Here is a 19,986-nt window from a genome sequence, read left to right as displayed (position 1 = left end):
TTTGCCTAAATCGTATTGATCAATCGTTCTATCGAATTGAAGGTTTTGACCGTATGGGGTAACTTTTCGGGTGATAAGTACTGTGCTTGATGGCCCAGAATCCATAAACGGGATGCTCCTGAAACGTTCAGGGTTTTGTTGAACTCTTCGATGTATTTTGAAATTTCATCTTTGGTGGGTGACACCGTGAAATAGGAGACGAAATGAAGGTTGTCATAATACTTCAACAGATCGATCAAACTTTCGATGGGCATGGTCTGGCCCAAGTAAACCGATTTGTATCCTTTCAAAACGATTTCGTAATTCAGGAACAACAAGCCTAATTCGTGTATTTCGTTTTCAGGAAGAAAAAGAACGAAAACCTTGTCTTTTCGAGTCGGTTCGATGATCTGCAGCTTTTCAGTATTGATATAGATCTTTTGTTTGATCAGGTTGGTAATGAAATGCTCGTGCGATGGGCTGATGGTATCGGTCTGCCACAACAGGCCCAATTCGTTCAAAAGTGGCATGAACACCTCGTTGAAAATCTCTCGGAACGAGCGTTCAGAGAGCAGGCTGTTGTAGGTATTGAAAAAGAGGGTTTGGTCGAAGTTGATCATGGAAAGTTTGAAGGCGTTGATCGCATGGCTCTTCTCACTATTCTTGGCAACGATGCCGCGAACGATAACGGGGATCTCACTTTCCGGTAATTTGGCGATCTTGGAAATCTTGTATCCGTTGTGGTACAACAGGGTAATGTTCAACAGCTTTTGCAGGTTCTTAAGGCTGTAAGTACGAATGTTCGTATTCGTTCGTTCAGGGGTGAACAAGTTGTAACGTTTTTCCCAGATACGTATGGTGTGCGCCTTGATTCCCGACAGGTTTTCCATATCGCGAATGCTAAAAAGCTTTTTTACATTGTTCATTTTTTCAATAGAATCGTTAAACAAATTTACAATTTTAACAATACGAACGCCTTAACCAACAGTTAAAATTTGCATTTCTGGGCTAAGGAAGCACCTAAGGGTGCTGAAAAAACGGAAAATGTAAAGTGGATGTGCCCACGAGAAGATTCGAACTTCCACGGGATTGCTCCCACTACCCCCTCAAGGTAGCGTGTCTACCAATTCCACCACGTGGGCATTAATTTTATGAATGTAAACAAAAAAAGTTAAGCTGGGAGCTTAACTTTTTGTGACCTGACTGGGGCTCGAACCCAGGACCCTCTCCTTAAAAGGGAGATGCTCTACCAACTGAGCTATCAGGTCTATCCCCACTTTGCGATGACAAATCATCTAAAGCGGCTGCAAATATACGATCAATAATTAATTTATCAAGTTGAATTAATAATAAATTTGTCTTTTTTAAGATTCGAAACAACAGTTTATGAAAATCGTTTTGCTGGGATATATGGCCAGTGGGAAGTCGACCATCGGGAAAGCACTTGCTGAAAAGCGGGGACTTCCTTTTTTCGATCTCGATACGGAAATTGAAAAGGCGTCGGGGATGTCCATTCCCGAGCTGTTTGAAAAGAAGGGTGAAATCTATTTTCGACGAAAAGAAAGTGAAGTACTGCGGGATGTCATCGGTTCAAAGTCAGCCTTCGTACTGTCGTTGGGAGGCGGTACCCCCTGCTATGGGACCAATATGGAAGCTATTTTGGCTCCGGATGTCGCTTCCTTTTATCTAAAATTGCCTATTTCCGAGCTGGTCGACCGCATTCATAATGAAAAAGACAGTCGACCGCTCGTAGCTTCTTTAGCCGCCGAAGAACTACCGGAATTCGTAGGGAAGCACCTCTTTGAGCGTTCACCCTATTACAATCGGGCCGGAAAAATCATTGCGTGCTCGGGTAAATCCGTTTCGGAGACGGTTGCCGAAATCGAAGCGACCTTAATCTAGGAATACCCCGTCGTTGTTGGTTTCGAACACCACCCGGATATGTTCGTTCAAAGAAGTCGATAAAGACAGGCCTTTGTAATCGGCCTTCACCGGATATCGTTTATGGTTCCGATTCACCAAAACCGCTGTTTTTAGCTGCTTTAACGGGGTCTTTAGAAAATGGTGTACCCCATAGATCAAGGTCGACCCCGAATTGAGGACATCGTCGACGATGACCACTGATTTATTGCGATAGGCTTCAGGTGCAAGCGAGGTGTCTACTCCGCTGGTCAGCGGGTCCGCTTTATCCATCCGAACTTTACACAAGGTGATTTTCGCCGCGGTAATACGCCGTAGTACGGTGTTGATTTTTTTGGCGAAACTCAACCCGCCGCCAACGACACCCGCAATGATGATCTCTTCTTCCTCCACATTGGCTTCATAGATCTGATAGGCAATGCGTCTGACCTTATGTTGGATTTCGTCGTGGGCGAGGATCTGGTGTCCCATAGCTCGGAGTTTTCACAAATATAACGCAGATCATTCGGATTCGTCCAAGTAGTCATCGATATCACGCCGATCTTTCTTCGTAGGTCGGCCCAGCCCTTTTTTGCGGTAGTGGTCTTTCGCGTATTTGAGCAGATCACTGTGTTCGAACGCTTCTTTCGGGGTGGTATCCTTGCGATACATATCGACCAATTTCGCACCGACCCTGCTTGCGGGGGTCGCCAATACCTCAAGTTGGTAATTGATCTGCTGTTTGCGCACTACGATAGTGTCTGTTGGGTACACCTCACGAGAAGGTTTGACCGTTGCCCCATTGACCTTAACATGACCGTTTTTACAGGCATTGGTGGCCAAATTACGGGTTTTGAAATAGCGAACGCTCCAAAGGTATTTATCTATCCGCATGGGCTATGCAAATCTTTGTTAAGGTGAAATCCAAAAATAGGGGAAAATTGTATCTTGCGCGCTTAATGGTAAATCTAGGTTGATGTATCGAATGACTGTGGTGCTTTTCGCACTCTTATTGATGGCCGGTTGTAGCAATGATGATGACGGATTGGGCGGGGAACTCGTTCCTCCAAGGCTACTGGCCGAAGTAGAGCCCGAGAACGATGAGGAGATTTTGGAATATCTGCAATCGCATTTTTACAACTACGAAGAATTCGATAATCCACCAGCAGGGTTCGATTTTAAGATTCGAATTGATACCATTGCCGGTGAAAATTCTGATAAGACCCCCCTTTCACAGCAGGTTTCCTCTGCAGTGATCAATGTTTCCAGTTTCGAATTCGGTTTGGGTGACGGCGAGATCGACATCCCACATACGTATTATTATCTGGAAGCCCGTGAAGGGATCGGTTCAAATATTTCGGTGGCCGATTCGGCCTTCGTGCAATACCAAGGAAGGTTGTTGGACGGAACGACCTTCGACGGCGCGGAGAATACCGGTATTTGGTTCGATTTGGCAAGGATCCAGGCCCCTTTACAAGGTGCTAGGGGATTTTCGGAAGCCATTCCTAATTTCAAGACCGGTGGTAACGCGGTAATCAATCCCGATGGTACGTTTTCGGTTGATGGTTTTGGCGTCGGTATTATGTTCCTTCCTTCAGGTCTAGGGTTTTTCAATGCTGGGCAAGCCGTAATTCCGGCCTACAGTCCGCTTGTTTTTGAAATCGGATTGTTGACCATGGTGGCCGCCGACCACGACCAAGACGGTATTCCTTCTATCCAAGAAGACTTGAACGGAAACGGCTATTTGTACGATGACAATACCGACCAAGAAGACGAAGAAAACGCAGGCTTTCCTTTAGCAGTGAATTTTCTGGATATCGACGACGACGATGACGGTACCTTGACCCGGGATGAGATCATTGTGGATGAGGTCACCGGTGAGATCACCTTTCCGGATACCGATGGCGATGGTATCCCCGATTACTTGGATAAGGACAATAGCTAAAAAAAAGGCCTTGATCGCGAAGATCAAGACCTTTCCAAATTTCATTTCGTTAATCCTTATAGGCGTAAAGACGCACTGAAGATGACTTGGGACGGTCTTGAGTCGACACGTCCTGAGATATCGGTAATGTTATTGCCGATGAAGTTCGCCTCATTCTCAGAGAAGCCCCTTTCGTAACGCACATCGAAGCCCAATCTACCCAGATTGACCCCGACACCCGCATTCAAGCCGACGGTGAAATCGTTTTCCACATCCTCCACTTGTAAATCGCTGAGGTCGTTGCTCAGTGTGTACTGAAAGGCGGGTCCGGCGAAAATATGCAACGGGCCGATGATCTTGTACCCTAACAATACCGGTAAATCGAGTTTCGACACATCGTAATCGCTGGAGGTCCCATTGACCGAATAGCTACTCTGGGTCTTGGTAAAAACCAATTCAGGCCGTAGGTAGAGCTTCGGAAAATCGAGTTTCCCGAAAATACCGACATGGTAACCGGCTTTTCCCTCGGCACCTTCAATGATGTTTTGTCCGGCATCGCCGACCGTTCCGATTAAATCCCCGTTTTGATTGTAACTGAGTCCGGCTTTGATTCCCCATCCGGTTCCACTCTGTGCGAAGACGGCAGTGCTGCATAAAGCGACTGCACAAATAAGAAGTGCTTTTTTCATTTTGTGTTTCGTTTAATGATTATGCTGGAGTAGGTATCAAAGACGATACCAAAATGCTATTTGCGCTCCAACACTTTTAAAACGGCGGCTTCGATGGCTTTATTGTTCAAGCCGTATTTGTCCATCAATTGATCTGGGGTCCCGCTTTCACCAAAAGTATCTTGGGTGGCTACGAATTCTTGCGGGGTCGGGTGGTGTTCGACTAAGGTCCGTGCGACACTTTCGCCCAAGCCACCGAGGTAATTGTGTTCTTCGGCAGTGACGACACAGCCGGTCTTGCGTACCGACGCCAAAATGGCTTCCGAATCCAAGGGTTTGATCGTATGGATGTTGATGATCTCTGCTGAAATTCCTTGTTTTTCCAGATTTTCGGCAGCGATCAACGATTGCCAGACCAAATGACCGGTGGCTATGATCGTGACATCGCTTCCCTCGTTCAGTAGCACGGCCTTACCGATTTCGAATTGTTGATCGACAGGGGTGAAATTCGCCACCTTAGGTCTTCCGAAACGCAGGTAAACCGGGCCGTGGTGTTCGGCAATGGCAATGGTAGCGGCCTTGGTTTGATTAAAATCACAGGGGTTGATGACAGTCATACCGGGCAACATTTTCATAAGCCCGATATCTTCAAGGATTTGGTGGGTCGCCCCATCCTCACCTAGGGTGATCCCGGCATGCGAAGCACATATTTTGACGTTCTTGTCCGAATACGCGATGGATTGTCGGATCTGGTCGTAGACCCGACCGGTCGAAAAGTTGGCGAAGGTGCCCGTGAACGGAATCTTGCCCCCGATCGTAAGACCGGCTGCGATACCCATCATATTGGCCTCGGCGATCCCTACTTGGAAAAAGCGCTCTGGGTTTTCCTTAATGAAGGTTTCGATTTTCAATGAGCCCACTAGATCGGCACAAAGTGTCACTACGTTCGGATTGGTGCGTCCTAATTCGGTCATTCCTGCCCCGAATCCGCTTCGGGTATCCTGCTTCCCTTGATCGATATATTTTGTCATCTGTGTCGGTATTGCTTTTAATGAATGGATTGCATTGGGGAATTAATAATCCCCAAGTGTTTCTGGGTTTTGTGCCAAAGCGTTCTCGAGCTGTTCGTCGCTCGGGGCTTTTCCATGCCAGGCATGGGTGTGCATCATGAAATCGACGCCATTGCCCATTTCGGTGGTCATGACCACGCAAATCGGTTTTCCTTTGCCGGTGCGGCTTTTGGCTTCGTTCAATCCTGCGATAACTTGGCCAAGGTCATTACCGTTCTCAATTTCGAGCACGTCCCAACCGAAGACCCTGAATTTTTCAGCAACGTCACCCAAGGGCAATACGTCTTCAGTAGCACCGTCGATCTGTTGGCCATTACGGTCAACAGTGGCGATCAGGTTATCCACTTTATTACCGGCCGCATACATAATGGCTTCCCAATTCTGGCCTTCCTGCAATTCACCATCACCATGTAGGCTGTAGACCAAATGCGAATCACCATTCAACTTTTTGGCCAGGGCGGTTCCGATGGCCACGGACATCCCTTGACCTAGAGAACCTGAAGCAATACGTACACCAGGGAGCCCTTCATGTGTTGTCGGGTGCCCTTGCAAACGGGAATCGATCAAACGAAACGTATTGAGTTCCTCGATTGGGAAATAACCCCTTCGGGCCAAAACGCTATAGAATACAGGCGAAATATGTCCGTTTGAAAGGAAAAATACATCCTCATTGATCCCATCCATGTCAAAGCCTTCCTTGAGTTCCATGATTTCGTTGTACAGGGTAACGAAAAACTCCGTACAACCCAAAGAGCCGCCAGGGTGGCCCGAATTCACTTTATGGACCATCCGAAGGATATCCCTTCTGACTTGAACCACAAGATGTTCCAATTCCTTTATATCTGCCATAGGTGCTGGTTTTAATTCGTTCAAAAGTAATCGCAATCCTTGTCCTGAGCAAACCGATGGCCAATATTTTGCGAAATGCTTTTCGAACAAAGTTTATTCTTTTGTTAAGTACCGCAAGCTGAAGAGTTGCCTATATTTGCCCGTTAAAATGTGGCCTTGAAATTTAATTTGACCCATACGGATACCGATTCGAAAGCTCGGGCCGGTGAGATCACCACCGATCACGGTACGATCCAGACCCCGATTTTCATGCCGGTGGGTACTGTGGCCACGGTAAAAGGGGTGCACCAAAGGGAACTGCGCAATGACATACGCCCCGATATCATCTTAGGCAACACCTACCATCTTTATCTGAGACCGGGTACCGGTATTTTGGAACAAGCAGGGGGGTTGCATAAATTCATGGGCTGGAACGGCAATATCCTCACCGATAGCGGCGGGTATCAGGTCTATAGCCTGGCCGGAACCCGTAAGATCAAGGAAGAGGGTGTTAATTTCAAGTCGCATATCGATGGTTCAAAGCATTTCTTCAGTCCGGAACGGGTCATGGAAATTCAACGCGAGATCGGGGCCGATATCATCATGGCTTTTGATGAATGTACCCCATACCCATGCGATTACGAATATGCCAAGCGATCCATGCATATGACCCATCGTTGGCTCGAACGATGTATGGAACATCTAAAAAAAGTGCCTGAAAAGTATGGGCACTCCCAAGCGTTTTTCCCCATCGTACAAGGTTCCGTTTATACCGATTTGCGCAAGCAATCGGCAGAGTACATCGCCAATGTCGATGCCGTGGGTAATGCCATAGGGGGCTTGTCGGTTGGTGAACCGGCCGAAGAAATGTACGCCATGGCCGAAGTGGTCTGCGATATCCTTCCCTTCGATAAACCGCGATACTTGATGGGCGTGGGTACCCCGATCAATATTTTGGAAAATATCGCCCTTGGGGTGGATATGTTCGACTGTGTCATGCCGACCCGAAATGCGAGAAACGGCATGTTGTTCACGGCACACGGAACGATCAATATCAAGAACAAAAAATGGGAGGCCGATTTTTCACCGATCGATGAAATGGGCATTACCTATGTCGATACCGAATACTCCAAGGCTTACTTGCGCCATTTGTTCGCTGCGAATGAATATCTAGGCAAACAAATCGCTACGATTCACAATCTAGGGTTTTATCTTTGGTTGGTGCGAACCGCCCGTGAGCATATTATTGCAGGGGACTATTTGCAATGGAAAAATAAAATGGTCAATCAAATGAACAAGCGACTGTAATGCTGACCATACTCGACCGCTACATATTAAAGAGGTATATCGTGACCTTCATGGGCATGTTGCTGTTGTTCGTTCCTATCGGTATTATGGCCAACTTGGCCGAAAAGATCGGAAAGATCATCGATAACGAGGCCCCATTGGCAGAGGTCATCGTGTTCTACGGCAATTTCACCTTGGTCATTGGAAACCTACTACTTCCGATATTCCTGTTCTTATCCATCATTTTCTTTACTTCCAAACTGGCGGGCAACACCGAGATCGTTGCCATATTGAGTTCGGGGGTTTCCTATTGGAGGTTCTTGCGGCCTTATATGATCGGAGCGTCATTGGTCGCTATCTTGATCTTTATGATGGGGATGTTCATCGTTCCCAATGCGAGTATCGGGTATAACGAATTCGAGTACAAATACTTCAAAAAACATAAAGCGGACCGCCAGACCGAAAATATTTTCAATCAGCTCAACGAGAAGGATTATATCTACGTGAGCAGTTTCGAACCCAACCGGCAAATCGGCTACAATTTTACTTACGAGCATTTCGGTGATGACGATCAATTGGAGTATAAGCTTTCCGCTGCCAATATCCGTTGGATCGAGAAGGACAGTATCTATAGGCTGACCAGCTATGCCAAACGCACGATCAGGGATGGCGATGAATGGGTAGAGACCAAACGACGTTTGGATACTGTATTCAGTTTTCAAATAGGTGACCTGACGCCGGTTTCCTATATCGCTGATACCAAAAACCTTTTCGAATTGAACGAGTTCATTGAAGACCAAAAACGCAAAGGGGCCTCGAATATCAACACCTATGTTTTGGTCAAGTACAAACGTTGGGCACTACCGATCGCAGCCTTTATCTTGACGATCATCGCTGTGGCCGTTTCATCGGTCAAACGCCGGGGCGGTATGGGGGTCAATCTGGCTTTCGGGATCGGTGTGGCCTTTATTTACATCTTCTTCGACCGGGTTTTCGGTACCCTTGCCGAGCAATCGGGTTTTTCGCCCTTGTTGGCCGTGGTCATACCGAATATGATTTTCGGGATTTGTGCGGTGTTTTTATTGCAAAAAGCTAAACGATAGTCGGTTACCACAAGAGCGGCCGATGAATCGCACCCCTGATTCGATTGTGCCGAATACCTTATCTTTGCCCCACCAACAAAACCGAGAACTCAGATTTTTATGGAATATTTGGAATTTGAACTTCCGATCAAGGAATTGGAAGACCAGCTTCAAAAATGCATGTTGATCGGCGAAGAAAGTGATGTCGATGTTACCGAGACCTGCCAACAGATCGAGAAGAAATTGGCAGAGACCAAGAAGGAAATTTATAAGAACCTTACCGCATGGCAACGGGTCCAATTGTCAAGACACCCGAACAGGCCCTACACCATGGATTATATCAATGCCATTTGCGGTGATACCTTTTTGGAATTGCATGGCGATCGCAGTGTCGGTGATGACAAGGCCATGGTCGGTGGTCTAGGAAAGATCGGTGACCAGAGCTTCATGTTCATCGGCCAGCAAAAAGGATACAATACCAAGACCCGCCAATACCGTAATTTCGGAATGGCCAATCCTGAAGGATACCGCAAAGCCTTACGTTTGATGAAATCGGCCGAAAAATTCGGTGTACCCGTTGTGTGTTTCATCGATACGCCAGGGGCTTATCCTGGGATTGAGGCCGAAGAAAGGGGCCAAGGAGAGGCGATCGCCCGTAATATTTTGGAGATGACACGGCTTAAGGTGCCCATTATCGTAGTGATCATCGGAGAAGGAGCTTCCGGAGGGGCACTGGGTATCGGGGTCGGCGATAAAGTATTGATGTTGGAGAATACCTGGTATTCGGTCATTTCACCCGAATCCTGTTCCTCGATATTGTGGCGCAGTTGGGAATTCAAAGAACAGGCTGCCGAAGCCTTGAAATTGACCGCCGCCGATATGAAGCGCTTGAAGTTGATCGACGAGATCGTGCGTGAACCGGCAGGAGGTGCCCACAGCAATCGGGATAAGACCTTTGAGACCGTCAAAAACAAAATCAAGACCCATTTTGAATCGCTTGAAAAGTTATCACCAAAAGAATTGGTAAAAGCGAGGATGGATAAATATGCCGATATGGGGGTCTATAACGGCTAAACCACACTTTTTCTGGGGTTTTCATATGGCGCTTAATAGCGCCATATTTTTTTTAGTACTTATCAAAACGTTATTAACAGAAAAATTTTGTTTTTTTGAACTATTGTGGATAACCTCAGGCAATTTGTTCATAGCATGTCAAAAAAGCGAGACCGTAATCCTTAGGTTAAGCTAACGTTAATTGCATACTTTCGCATTCATGGAAAAGCCCAACCCCGTAGTCGGTAGAAAAATCGACAAAGCCACCATAATCAATCTAGAGCGAGGTAAAATACCTCCGCAAGCTGTTGATTTAGAGGAAGTTGTGTTGGGTGCAATGATGATTGACAAAAAAGGTGTCGATGAAGTCATCGATATTTTACATCCTGAAGTCTTTTACAAGGAAGGCCATCGATTTATTTACGAGGCGATATTCCAATTGTTTGAATCTTCGGAACCGGTGGACTTATTAACCGTTTCCTCCCAATTAAAGAAAGATGGTCATTTAGAGGCAGTTGGAGGTGATTTTTACCTGATCAAGCTGACCCAAAAAGTGGCTTCTTCGGCACATATCGAGTTTCATGCGCGGATCATCCTTCAAAAATACATCCAACGCAGCCTGATCAAAATTTCGAATGAGATCATTGAAGACGCCTATAACGAGTCTACCGATGTATTCGATTTGTTGGATGGGGCTGAAGCGAAATTATACGAGGTCACCCAAGGCAATTTGAAACGTTCGGCTGAAACGGCCCAAAACTTGGTCATCCAAGCCAAGAAAAAAATCGAGGAAATCGCCAATCAGGAAGGCTTAAGTGGAATTCCGTCCGGTTTCGACAAGGTCGATAAGTTGACGTCGGGTTGGCAGCCCAGTGATTTGGTGATCATCGCCGCTCGACCTGGTATGGGTAAAACGGCACTGACCTTGTCCATGGCCCGTAACATGGCCGTCAATGCTGAGATACCCGTTGCTTTTTTCTCTTTGGAGATGTCCTCGGTACAGTTGATCACACGTTTGATCTCTTCAGAGACCGGTCTATCTTCCGAAAAATTGAGAACGGGTCGTTTGGAAAAACACGAATGGGAGCAATTGAACGTCAAGGTTAAGGCTTTGGAGAAAGCACCCTTGTTTATTGACGACACCCCTTCATTGTCCATTTTCGATCTTCGGGCCAAAGCACGCCGACTGGCATCACAGCATAAGATCAAACTCATCATTATCGATTATTTGCAATTGATGACCGCTGGGGGCAGCCAAAAAGGGGGTAACCGTGAACAAGAGATTTCGACGATTTCAAGAAACCTGAAAGCACTGGCCAAGGAATTGAACGTTCCGGTCATTGCACTTTCCCAGCTATCGCGGGCGGTAGAGACCCGAGGTGGCAGTAAACGCCCTATTTTGTCGGATTTGAGGGAATCGGGGGCCATCGAGCAGGATGCCGATATCGTTTCGTTCATCTATCGCCCCGAATACTATAAAATCGAAGAGTGGGATGACGAAGAACGTACCCCGACCCAAGGGCAGGCAGAGTTCATCGTAGCCAAGCACCGGAACGGTGGCTTGGATAATATTAGGTTAAAGTTCATTGGCTCACTGGGTAAATTCGATAATTTAGATGACTTTGATTCTCCTTTTGAGTTTCAGTCAAAGATGAACGACAATGAGGAAAACCCGTTTGCCACTCCGAATCTTCCGTCTACCGACCAAGCCTTCGGTAGTTCTTTCAACGACCAAGAATCGGATCAAAACGACGATATCCCTTTTTAATTTCCCAAAATTTACGAATGCATCTTCGTTCTTAGTGGCCGGTTTGAAAAACCGCTTACTTCTGGCTTGTTGTATGCTGCTGTTCGCCTTGCCTTCCATGGCGTCGGTGCTATTGATCCCTATGGATGCCGAAGGTCAGAAGAACCATCTGAAAGCTTATGGCATTACGTTTTGGATGCTGACCAAGCAACAAAAAGTACAATGGTTGTTGAACTATCGTGGTGGTTCGTTTTTAATGCCCGATGGGGAGGCCGTGCGCCAAGAATGTCAAATACGAGGGGTGTCTTTCGAAATCCTGACCGATAGCGAAGCAGCCACGATTCTGGCTGAAATCGGAAGTCCTTCTAAAAACCAGGATGCTGTTATTTTGGAAAAGGCCCCACGGATCGCGGTCTATTCCCCAAAAGACAACCAACCTTGGGATGATGCCGTCACCATGGTACTCACCTACGCCGAAATCCCATATGTAACGGTATATGACGAAGAGGTGTTGACCGATAAGTTGGCACTTTACGATTGGTTGCATTTGCACCATGAGGATTTCACCGGACAATTCGGTAAGTTTTATGGTGCCTATCGTGCCGCCCCTTGGTATATCGAAGCGAAACGGATTGCTGAAGAGCGGGCCCGTCGGCTAGGCTTCGACAAAGTATCGGAAGAAAAGGCCGCGGTCGCCGAAAAAATCAGAAGGTATGTGATCGGGGGTGGGTTCATGTTCGCCATGTGCTCGGCCACTGACAGTTTCGATATCGCCCTTGCGGCCCATGAAGTGGATATTTGTGAACCCATGTTCGATGGTGATCCTTCGGATCCCGGGTATCAGTCAAAACTCGATTTCGGTAGAACGTTCGCCTTTAAGAACTTTGTCTTGGAACGCAATCCGCTGCGCTATGAGTTCTCCTCGATCGATATGACCGGAAAACGAAGGAACGTACCCCGAGAATCGGACTATTTCTCACTGATGGAGTTTTCTGCCAAATGGGATCCCGTTCCAACGATGTTGACACAGAACCATACTACCCTTGTCAAAGGGTTTATGGGGCAAACGACTTCTTTTCAACGCGATGAGGTCAAACCAACCGTCATGGTTTTGGGTGAATGCAAACTCAATGGCGAGGCACGGTACATCCATGGCATCCAAGGAAAGGGATTCTTTACTTTTTACGGAGGGCATGATCCCGAAGATTACCAGCATCGGGTAGGGGACCCCAAAACGGAGCTGGAGCTCCATCCCACCTCCCCGGGTTATCGGTTGATACTGAACAATGTGTTGTTTCCGGCTGCGAAAAAGAAGAAGCAGAAAACCTGAGCCAGGACTATGGTTAGCGTTTGGCTTCGTATAATTGGATAAAACGTTGGTCCAAAGCAGCTGAATCCTTATAGGTTTTACGAAGATTCGCTAGCTTGGACTTCAGGGTCATAACCGTGTCCTGATACTCCGGGTCGTGATAAAGGTTTCGAAGCTCGTTAGGATCTTTTAGTCTATCATACAACTCCCATTCATCGATATCATGATAAAAATGGGCCAATTTGAACGCTTCCGTAACCACCCCATAATGCCTTTTCACCATATGTACCGCAGGGTATTCGTAATAATGGTAATAGACAGCATCACGTTTCCACTGGTTTTCATTACCCAACAGTAAGGGCATGAGGCTTTCGCCTTGCATGTGTTCAGGGGCCGTAATACCGGCCGCTTCGAGCATGGTTTGGGCAAAATCGAGGTTTTGTACCATCTTGGTTTCCACACTGCCCGGCTTGATGTTATTGGGCCACCGCGCTAAGAGTGGGGTTTTAAATGATTCATTATAGATAAAACGCTTATCGAACCAACCGTGTTCCCCCAAGAAAAAACCCTGGTCCGAGGTGTAGATGATAATGGTATTTTCTGCCAATCCGGTTTCATCAAGATAGTCCAACAGTCGACCTACATTGTCATCGACCGAAGCGATGCAGGCTAGGTAATCCTGCATGTAGCGTTGGAATTTCCATTGCATTTTTTCCTTGTCGTCCATGGTAGGCCATCTCGTTTCAAAATCGGTATTAATGGCGTCCAAAGTGGGTTCATAGGCCGCTTTTTGACTTGGGTTCGCCCGATTGTAAGGTCCATAAAATCCGTTGGGGTATTCTTTGACTTTGGGTAGGGCACGATCTCCCATTCGGGCAATGGTTTCTGGCCGAACTTTACTGTCATGGTTGTACATCATATGGTGCAGTAGGTTCATTTCAGCGGTTTTGGCCGCCGTGCCCCGATTTTCATAGGCATCGAATAGGGTTTCGGGTTCAGGGAAGGTTTTTTGGTAAAACTCCGCGAACTTATCCGGCCTTGGCCACCAAGGTCGGTGCGGTGCCTTATGAAGATACATCATCATAAAGGGGGCTCCATCACCATTTTCTTCCAGCCAATCGAGGGTCAGGTCGGTGATGATATCGGTCGTATATCCTTCGATACGTGTCGTATCTCCCGAAGTGGTAATGAAATCGGGGTTGATGTAATTGCCTTGGCCTGGTAAGATCATGAACTCATCGACCCCTCTAGGACTATTCCCAAAATGAAGCTTTCCGAACATGGCGGTTTTATAGCCGCTATTTTGAAACAATTGCGGAAAGGTGACTTGGGTCGTATCAAAAGGGAAGTGGTTATCGATTTTTCCATTGATATGCGTATGGGTCCCTGTCAATATGGTCGCCCTTGAAGGGGCGCATATCGAATTAGTGACACAGGCGTTGGTGAACAACATCCCTTCTTTGGCGATTCGATCGATATTCGGGGTTTGGTTCAAACGACTGCCGTAAGCGCTGATGGCCTGATAGGCATGATCATCAGACATGATGAAAATGATATTCGGGCGTTTCGCCGGTGGTTTTTCGGTATGCAAGGTTGGTAGGTGTTCATTACCGGGAAGCATGAACATCGACAACCATAGCAACAGGTAAAGGGTTCTCATAATCAATATTTTTGGTCAACGTATTACCGCGAAACCGATATGTGAGTTTCCGGTGGATTTATCAACGAATAATTTTCGATCGGGGTTGGATCCATCGCAGGTATGCTGGCTGCATAGATAGGACCCTCCTGCCAACCGGATCTCGCCTTTTTGGTTTTCACTGGTGGTCAATTCCCAGACATTCCCAATAGTATGGGCTTCTAGGGCAGCTGCGGGCTGTTTTTGATCGATGATCATGGGGCGTCCATCCTTGGCCACCAACTCCCAATATTCCTCATAGGTCGGTAATCGACTCTTCGACCATTCGCAATAGGCCAAGGCGTCATTGAAACTGATTTGGGTCACCGGCATGTCGGATGAGGCATGCTGTTTGCCCCTTGGACTTCTCCAATCGATTGCCTCTACTATGGTAAAAGTCAATACGTCTTCTTGCACGAAGGACCACCCATAGCGTTCCGCATCGGTCTCATAGCCCGTGGCCTTGACGAAGGATTCGAAATCGGCAACGGTGACCACCTCCAAGGTGTTTCGCTTCGAACACCCGATGAGCAGTGCCGTTAGCAGGATGGTTAAACCGATAGGTTTCATGTGACTCAGTTAATTCACGTTGAAAGGGAAGATAACGAAAAAGCGATACTTATGACCAAGTGCGTTGCTCAAATGCCTTCCAAGACGACCTCGACCCCGTAGGCGTTGTTGCCCAAGGTTTCAAATCGGGCCACTTTCTTCACGTTCGGATGGGCATTGGCCATGGCGAAACTGTAGTCGCTAAGCGATAACATTTCAAGGTCGTTGTTATAGTCACCGAATACCATCACTTCTTGCGATGTCAGTCCATGACGTTGCATGAGCATGGCCAGGGCGTGTCCCTTATGGGCATCGCTATGGTTAAGATCGACCCAATGGGCACCGGAAACCTTGACCTTGACCCGATCTTCGAACTGCTTAACGGCCGGGTAAATATGGGCCTCAGCGTTTCGGTCGTGATATACCGCGATTTTGATGATCTCATCGGATATACCTTCCAAAGATTCGTGTACTTCAAAACTCGCATAGTATTCTTTGAGCTCTTGCAAAAAAGGCGCCGAACGGCCATCAAAGTACGCCTTGTACTTTCCACAAAGCATGGCATGGGCTCCTGGTACCTGATCAATGGTATGCAACAATTCCCCTTTCAGCTGTTGTGGAATAGGGGTCACTAATAGTTCACGGTCTTTTTCAACCATAAACGCCCCATTCTCCGCAATGACGGTGATGTCATTTTTTATGGGATCCAATTTGTCGATGATGCTATGGTACTGTCTCCCACTTGCCGCCACGAAGCGGACCCCCTTTTTTTGGAGCTTTTCGAATACCGTATAAAAACGATCACTGACCTCATGGGCAGGATTGAGCAGGGTGCCGTCCATATCGGTAACGACCATTTTTATTTGCGAAAAGTCCATAGTTTTGGAGTTAGGGCACAAAGGTACTCCGATTGACCAATTTGCGCTCCGAATCCGATCAATTTCTTGTTATGCAGTTCTATCAAACCGAATTCAGCTTACCACCCTTTTCAAGGGGTTTTCATCTAATTACCGATCAAGTCTTGGGGCAATTTCCGGAAATTGGACGCATCAATGTCGGGTTCTTACAGGTATTCATCAAACACACATCGGCAAGTCTAACGATCAATGAGAATGCCGATCCGACGGTGCGTGTCGATTTCGAAAGTCATATGAACGTGATGGTACCCGAAAATCAATCGTATTACCGGCACACTTTTGAAGGTCCTGACGATATGCCGGCCCATATCAAGGCATCCTTAATGGGTGCTTCGGTCTTGCTACCGATAAGCAAGGGGCGACCGAACCTAGGCACTTGGCAAGGTATTTATCTCTGCGAGCATCGTAACCATGCCTCAGGCCGCCGTCTGGTGGTGACCGCTTATGGGCAATAAAAAATCCCATGCGAACGGCATGGGATTTAAAAGCGGGAATTCGTTATTGGATTTATTTCACTTTCTCGACGATGGCCTTGAAGGCATCAGGGTGGTTCATCGCCAAATCGGCCAACACCTTACGGTTGAGCTCGATTCCATTGGCTTTGACCTTCCCCATGAACTGTGAATACGACATACCGTGCAAACGGGCTCCGGCATTGATACGTGTGATCCATAGGGCGCGAAACGTCCTCTTTTTATTTCTTCTATCGCGGTATGCATACTGCATTGCTTTTTCAACCGCGTTTTTGGCAACTGTCCAAACGTTTTTCCTTCTTCCGAAGTAACCTTTGGCTTGCTTCATCACTTTTTTCCTTCTAGCTCTTGAAGCAACTGAATTTACTGATCTTGGCATTTTTGTTTCATTTTTTTGTAGCAGGCGGTCTAACGACACTTTGTAAGCCTGGCTCCATGGTTAATACTTAATGTACCTGTAGAACGGTTTACTTTAAACGCAACTGTTCTTTGATGCTGTTGACATCCGAATCGTGGACCAATGTCGAATGGGTCAGCTTAAGCTTACGCTTTTTCGATTTCTTCGTCAAGATGTGACTCTTGAAAGCGTGCTTTCTTTTGATTTTGCCGGTGCCGGTCAACTTGAACCGCTTCTTGGCACTGGACTTTGTTTTCATTTTAGGCATTTCTCCTTTTTTATAAATTTTGCCCACTTGCCGAAGCAATGGGCATCCCGCTTATTTTTTGGAAGTTTTCGGTGCGATGAACATCGTCATCCGCTTTCCTTCCAGTTTCGGCATTTGTTCGACTTTACCGAACTCTTCCAATTCTTGGGCCAATCGCAACAATAGGATCTCTCCTTGGTCTTTGTAAACGATCGAACGGCCTTTGAAAAAGACATATGCCTTTAGTTTCGCCCCGTCTTTCAAGAATTTTTCCGCATGGCGTTTCTTGAAATCATAATCATGATCATCGGTCTGTGGGCCAAACCGGATTTCTTTCACGATGACTTTGGTCGCTTTCGCTTTCAAGGCCTTATCGCGTTTCTTTTGTTCGTAAAGGAACTTTTTGTAATCGATCACTTTACAAACCGGCGGATTGGCCTTTGGCGAAATTTCCACCAAATCCAATTCCAATTCCCTGGAAATCTCCAAGGCTTTGCGAATGGGGTATACCCCCATTTCGACATTATCCCCGACCAAACGGACCTCTTGGGCCGTGATTTTACCATTGATATTGTGAGGGTTCTTGTTTTCCCTCCTTGGCTGGGGCCTAAATCTTCTTCGTATTGCTATGACTCTCTGTTTTAATTAAACGTAATGCTCTAGAACGACTTTAAGGTACTATTTATTTCGTTGGCAACCAAGTCTGAAAACCCGCTTACTTCAAGGGCGCCGAGGTCTTCGCCGCCATGCTTCCGAACCGATACGGTACCGTTGGCTTCCTCTTGTTCACCAACAATGAGCATGAAAGGTATTTTTTTCAGCTCGGCCTCCCGTATTTTCTTCCCTACGGTCTCGTTCCTATTATCAATGAGCGCGCGAATTTCGTGATTTTCCAACGAATTCAAAACTTTTTCAGCATATTTTTCATGTTTCTCACTGACTGGCAGTACGATAGCCTGTGTCGGGATCAACCATAAGGGGAAGTTACCGCCGGTATGCTCCAACAAAATCGCCACGAAACGTTCTAAGCTTCCGAAGGGTGCCCTGTGGATCATGACCGGTCGATGCAGTTCGTTGTCACTGCCTTTGTAGGTCAAGTCAAAACGTTCGGGCAGGTTATAATCCACCTGGATCGTCCCTAATTGCCAACTGCGCCCCAAGGCATCCTTGACCATAAAGTCGAGTTTGGGTCCGTAAAAGGCGGCTTCCCCACCTTCGATCACAAAGTTCAATCCTTTTTCCTCCGCGGCGCTGATGATGGCCTGTTCCGCTTTTTCCCAATTCCCCACTTCGCCAATGTACTTCTCCGGTTTGTCAAGATCCCGTACCGAAACCTGGGCGGTGAAATCGTCAAAGCCCAGAGAACCCAAAACGTATAAGGATAGATCAATGACGTTTTTGAACTCATCGTTCAATTGATCCGGGGTACAGAAAATGTGGGCATCATCTTGGGTAAAGCCACGTACGCGGGTCAACCCATGCAATTCCCCACTTTGCTCGTACCGATATACGGTTCCGAATTCGGCATACCGTTTCGGAAGGTCTTTATAACTGTAGGGTGAAGCGTTGTAGATCTCGCAATGATGCGGGCAGTTCATGGGTTTGAGTAAGAACTCTTCTTCGTCCTTAGGGGTGTGGATGGGTTGAAAGCTGTCTTCCCCGTACTTCGCATAATGCCCGGAGGTCACATAGAGTTCTTTTTGGCCGATATGCGGGGTGACCACCATTTCATAACCGGCTTTTTTCTGTGCTTTTTTCAGGAACTGTTCCAATCGGTCCCGCAATTCAGCGCCTTTCGGCAACCATAGGGGAAGCCCTTGGCCGACCTTTTGGGAAAAGGTGAAGAGCTCGAGTTCCTTACCCAGTTTCCGGTGATCCCGTTTTTTCGCTTCTTCGAGCATTTCAAGATAGGCCGTCAATTCCTTTTGTTTGGGGAATGAGATGCCGTACACCCGGGTCAATTGGGTGTTGTTTTCATCACCCCGCCAATAGGCACCGGCAATGCTCAAGATCTTGATGGCCTTGATGATGCCCGTATTGGGGATGTGCCCCCCACGGCAAAGATCGGTAAAGCTGCTATGGTCACAGAAGGTGATGTCGCCGTCTTCAAGGTTCTCGATCAATTCGATCTTGTATTCGTTTTGTTGCCCTTTGTAATAGGATAGGGCATCACTTTTGGAAACCCCACGCATCTTGAAGTCGTGCTTGCCCCTTGCGATTTCAAGGGCCTTTTTCTCTATGGTCGGAAAATCCTTGTCAGAAATGCTATGTTCCCCAAAATCAACGTCATAATAAAAACCGTTGGCGATGGCAGGACCGATGGTCAGTTTGATGCCCGGGTACAATTCTTCCAACGCCTGGGCGACCACGTGGGAGGTCGAATGCCAAAAGGCCTTTTTGCCTTCTTCGTTCTGCCACGTATATAAAGTGAGTGTGCCATCTTCGTGCAGAGCGGTGGTCGACTCGACGACCTGGTCGTTGAATTGCGCCGAGAGTACGTTCCTTGCCAGTCCTTCACTAATGCTTTTCGCGACATCCAGCACGGTGCTGCCTGCCGGCATTTGTTTGACGGCCCCATCGGGTAAGGTAATATTGATCATGAGATAACCTTCAATTGAATTGGAGGCAAATATACTATCTTGATAGGAGGTTGCAATGCCCTGTTTGTGGGGTGATTTACTTTTTTGTATCTTTTATGTCCGATTGTTTTCAAGGTCCTATCAAGAGGTGACGCACTAGAGTGCTTTTTTTTGAGTTATAAACAATTGGAAATCAAACTGTTGATTTTTTTTGGTGTTTTTATTCAAAAACGTTTTGCCGTAATGGAAAAAGGGTTTTATATTTGCACCCGCTTTGCGAGTCAGTAGGGCGCGAGATAA

Annotated in this window: 21 protein-coding genes and 2 tRNA genes; 8 read left to right on the top strand and 15 right to left on the bottom strand. The window is 46.9% G+C overall.

From position 1 onward, the window contains the following. Positions 1-5: 5 nt before the first annotated feature. The 3 genes from ABV409_RS16185 to ABV409_RS16175 form a co-directional block, all read right to left on the bottom strand. Complete coding sequence (locus ABV409_RS16185; protein WP_353878668.1) at positions 6-905, bottom strand: MerR family transcriptional regulator; 900 nt, start codon at positions 903-905, stop codon at positions 6-8. A 132-nt stretch (positions 906-1,037) separates the two neighbouring features. Then, positions 1,038-1,121: transfer RNA gene (locus ABV409_RS16180), tRNA-Leu, on the bottom strand. Positions 1,122-1,174: 53 nt separating this feature from the next. Beyond that, positions 1,175-1,247: transfer RNA gene (locus ABV409_RS16175), tRNA-Lys, on the bottom strand. 118 nt (positions 1,248-1,365) lie between these two features. Here ABV409_RS16175 and ABV409_RS16170 point away from each other — a divergent pair. Continuing rightward, the gene (locus ABV409_RS16170) at positions 1,366-1,881 is read left to right on the top strand and encodes a shikimate kinase (protein WP_353878667.1); all 516 of its coding nucleotides are present in this window, start codon (positions 1,366-1,368) and stop codon (positions 1,879-1,881) included. Here the strand turns inward: ABV409_RS16170 and ABV409_RS16165 are convergent. Together ABV409_RS16165 and ABV409_RS16160 are read right to left on the bottom strand one after the other, a co-directional pair. Next, entirely contained in the window at positions 1,873-2,370 is a 498-nt protein-coding gene (locus tag ABV409_RS16165) for a phosphoribosyltransferase family protein (protein WP_353878666.1), read from the bottom strand. The genes ABV409_RS16170 and ABV409_RS16165 overlap by 9 nt on opposite strands. A gap of 30 nt (positions 2,371-2,400) precedes the next feature. After that, positions 2,401-2,772 (bottom strand): RNA-binding S4 domain-containing protein, encoded by a 372-nt coding sequence (locus ABV409_RS16160; protein WP_353878665.1) that lies wholly within the window; start codon positions 2,770-2,772, stop codon positions 2,401-2,403. An 82-nt stretch (positions 2,773-2,854) separates the two neighbouring features. Here ABV409_RS16160 and ABV409_RS16155 point away from each other — a divergent pair, with 82 nt between their 5' ends. Further along, positions 2,855-3,823, top strand: a complete 969-nt coding sequence (locus tag ABV409_RS16155; RefSeq protein ID WP_353878664.1) for an FKBP-type peptidyl-prolyl cis-trans isomerase — start codon at positions 2,855-2,857, stop codon at positions 3,821-3,823. 56 nt (positions 3,824-3,879) lie between these two features. Here the strand turns inward: ABV409_RS16155 and ABV409_RS16150 are convergent, their stop codons facing one another. The 3 genes from ABV409_RS16150 to ABV409_RS16140 are packed head-to-tail and all read right to left on the bottom strand — an operon-like array spanning position 3,880 to position 6,389. Next, a complete protein-coding gene (locus ABV409_RS16150; protein WP_353878663.1) occupies positions 3,880-4,491 on the bottom strand; it encodes an outer membrane beta-barrel protein in 612 nt (203 codons plus the stop codon). Between the two features lie 56 nt (positions 4,492-4,547). Beyond that, positions 4,548-5,501, bottom strand: coding sequence for a transketolase family protein (locus tag ABV409_RS16145; protein WP_353878662.1), 954 nt, complete (start codon positions 5,499-5,501; stop codon positions 4,548-4,550). A 42-nt stretch (positions 5,502-5,543) separates the two neighbouring features. After that, complete coding sequence (locus ABV409_RS16140) at positions 5,544-6,389, bottom strand: transketolase (protein ID WP_353878661.1); 846 nt, start codon at positions 6,387-6,389, stop codon at positions 5,544-5,546. 156 nt (positions 6,390-6,545) lie between these two features. On the opposite strand from ABV409_RS16140, the gene tgt reads away from it, so the two are divergent. From tgt to ABV409_RS16115, 5 genes are all read left to right on the top strand, one after another. Continuing rightward, positions 6,546-7,676 carry a tRNA guanosine(34) transglycosylase Tgt gene (gene tgt / locus ABV409_RS16135; RefSeq protein WP_353878660.1) on the top strand — a complete coding sequence of 377 codons (1,131 nt, stop codon included), beginning with the start codon at positions 6,546-6,548 and terminating at the stop codon, positions 7,674-7,676. Further along, complete coding sequence (locus ABV409_RS16130; RefSeq protein ID WP_353878659.1) at positions 7,676-8,758, top strand: LptF/LptG family permease; 1,083 nt, start codon at positions 7,676-7,678, stop codon at positions 8,756-8,758. Before tgt ends, ABV409_RS16130 begins: the two co-directional genes overlap by 1 nt. Before the next feature lie 99 nt (positions 8,759-8,857). Continuing rightward, a complete protein-coding gene (locus tag ABV409_RS16125; RefSeq protein ID WP_353878658.1) occupies positions 8,858-9,811 on the top strand; it encodes an acetyl-CoA carboxylase carboxyltransferase subunit alpha in 954 nt (317 codons plus the stop codon). 199 nt (positions 9,812-10,010) lie between these two features. Further along, the gene (dnaB, locus tag ABV409_RS16120) at positions 10,011-11,558 is read left to right on the top strand and encodes a replicative DNA helicase (RefSeq protein ID WP_353878657.1); all 1,548 of its coding nucleotides are present in this window, start codon (positions 10,011-10,013) and stop codon (positions 11,556-11,558) included. A gap of 73 nt (positions 11,559-11,631) precedes the next feature. Continuing rightward, the gene (locus tag ABV409_RS16115) at positions 11,632-12,867 is read left to right on the top strand and encodes an asparagine synthetase B (RefSeq protein WP_353878730.1); all 1,236 of its coding nucleotides are present in this window, start codon (positions 11,632-11,634) and stop codon (positions 12,865-12,867) included. A gap of 13 nt (positions 12,868-12,880) precedes the next feature. Here ABV409_RS16115 and ABV409_RS16110 read toward each other — a convergent pair whose 3' ends face one another. The 3 genes from ABV409_RS16110 to ABV409_RS16100 all read right to left on the bottom strand — a co-directional run bounded on the left by ABV409_RS16110 (position 12,881) and on the right by ABV409_RS16100 (position 15,951). Continuing rightward, positions 12,881-14,506, bottom strand: coding sequence for a sulfatase family protein (locus ABV409_RS16110; RefSeq protein WP_353878656.1), 1,626 nt, complete (start codon positions 14,504-14,506; stop codon positions 12,881-12,883). Positions 14,507-14,521: 15 nt separating this feature from the next. After that, the gene (locus tag ABV409_RS16105; RefSeq protein WP_353878655.1) at positions 14,522-15,094 is read right to left on the bottom strand and encodes an SUMF1/EgtB/PvdO family nonheme iron enzyme; all 573 of its coding nucleotides are present in this window, start codon (positions 15,092-15,094) and stop codon (positions 14,522-14,524) included. 68 nt (positions 15,095-15,162) lie between these two features. Further along, positions 15,163-15,951 (bottom strand): HAD family hydrolase, encoded by a 789-nt coding sequence (locus ABV409_RS16100; RefSeq protein WP_353878654.1) that lies wholly within the window; start codon positions 15,949-15,951, stop codon positions 15,163-15,165. A gap of 71 nt (positions 15,952-16,022) precedes the next feature. Here ABV409_RS16100 and ABV409_RS16095 point away from each other — a divergent pair, with 71 nt between their 5' ends. Further along, on the top strand, positions 16,023-16,445 hold the full coding sequence (locus ABV409_RS16095; RefSeq protein ID WP_353878653.1) for a secondary thiamine-phosphate synthase enzyme YjbQ: 423 nt from the start codon (positions 16,023-16,025) through the stop codon (positions 16,443-16,445). A gap of 52 nt (positions 16,446-16,497) precedes the next feature. On the opposite strand, the gene rplT is transcribed toward ABV409_RS16095, so the two are convergent. The 4 genes from rplT to thrS form a co-directional block, all read right to left on the bottom strand. Continuing rightward, on the bottom strand, positions 16,498-16,842 hold the full coding sequence (gene rplT / locus ABV409_RS16090) for a 50S ribosomal protein L20 (RefSeq protein WP_353878652.1): 345 nt from the start codon (positions 16,840-16,842) through the stop codon (positions 16,498-16,500). Between the two features lie 88 nt (positions 16,843-16,930). Further along, positions 16,931-17,128: a 50S ribosomal protein L35 gene (gene rpmI / locus ABV409_RS16085; RefSeq protein WP_108115928.1), complete on the bottom strand. Its 198-nt coding sequence runs from the start codon at positions 17,126-17,128 to the stop codon at positions 16,931-16,933. A 51-nt stretch (positions 17,129-17,179) separates the two neighbouring features. Continuing rightward, positions 17,180-17,737, bottom strand: a complete 558-nt coding sequence (infC, locus tag ABV409_RS16080) for a translation initiation factor IF-3 (RefSeq protein ID WP_425590015.1) — start codon at positions 17,735-17,737, stop codon at positions 17,180-17,182. A 29-nt stretch (positions 17,738-17,766) separates the two neighbouring features. Next, on the bottom strand, positions 17,767-19,707 hold the full coding sequence (gene thrS, locus ABV409_RS16075) for a threonine--tRNA ligase (RefSeq protein WP_353878651.1): 1,941 nt from the start codon (positions 19,705-19,707) through the stop codon (positions 17,767-17,769). Positions 19,708-19,986 lie beyond the last annotated feature (279 nt).

It is taken from the genome of Flagellimonas algarum (assembly GCF_040513375.1).
Lineage (GTDB): Bacteria > Bacteroidota > Bacteroidia > Flavobacteriales > Flavobacteriaceae > Flagellimonas_B > Flagellimonas_B algarum.
The sequence above is the reverse complement of the archived record's forward strand: the minus strand, read 5'-3'. Positions and strand labels throughout refer to the sequence as shown.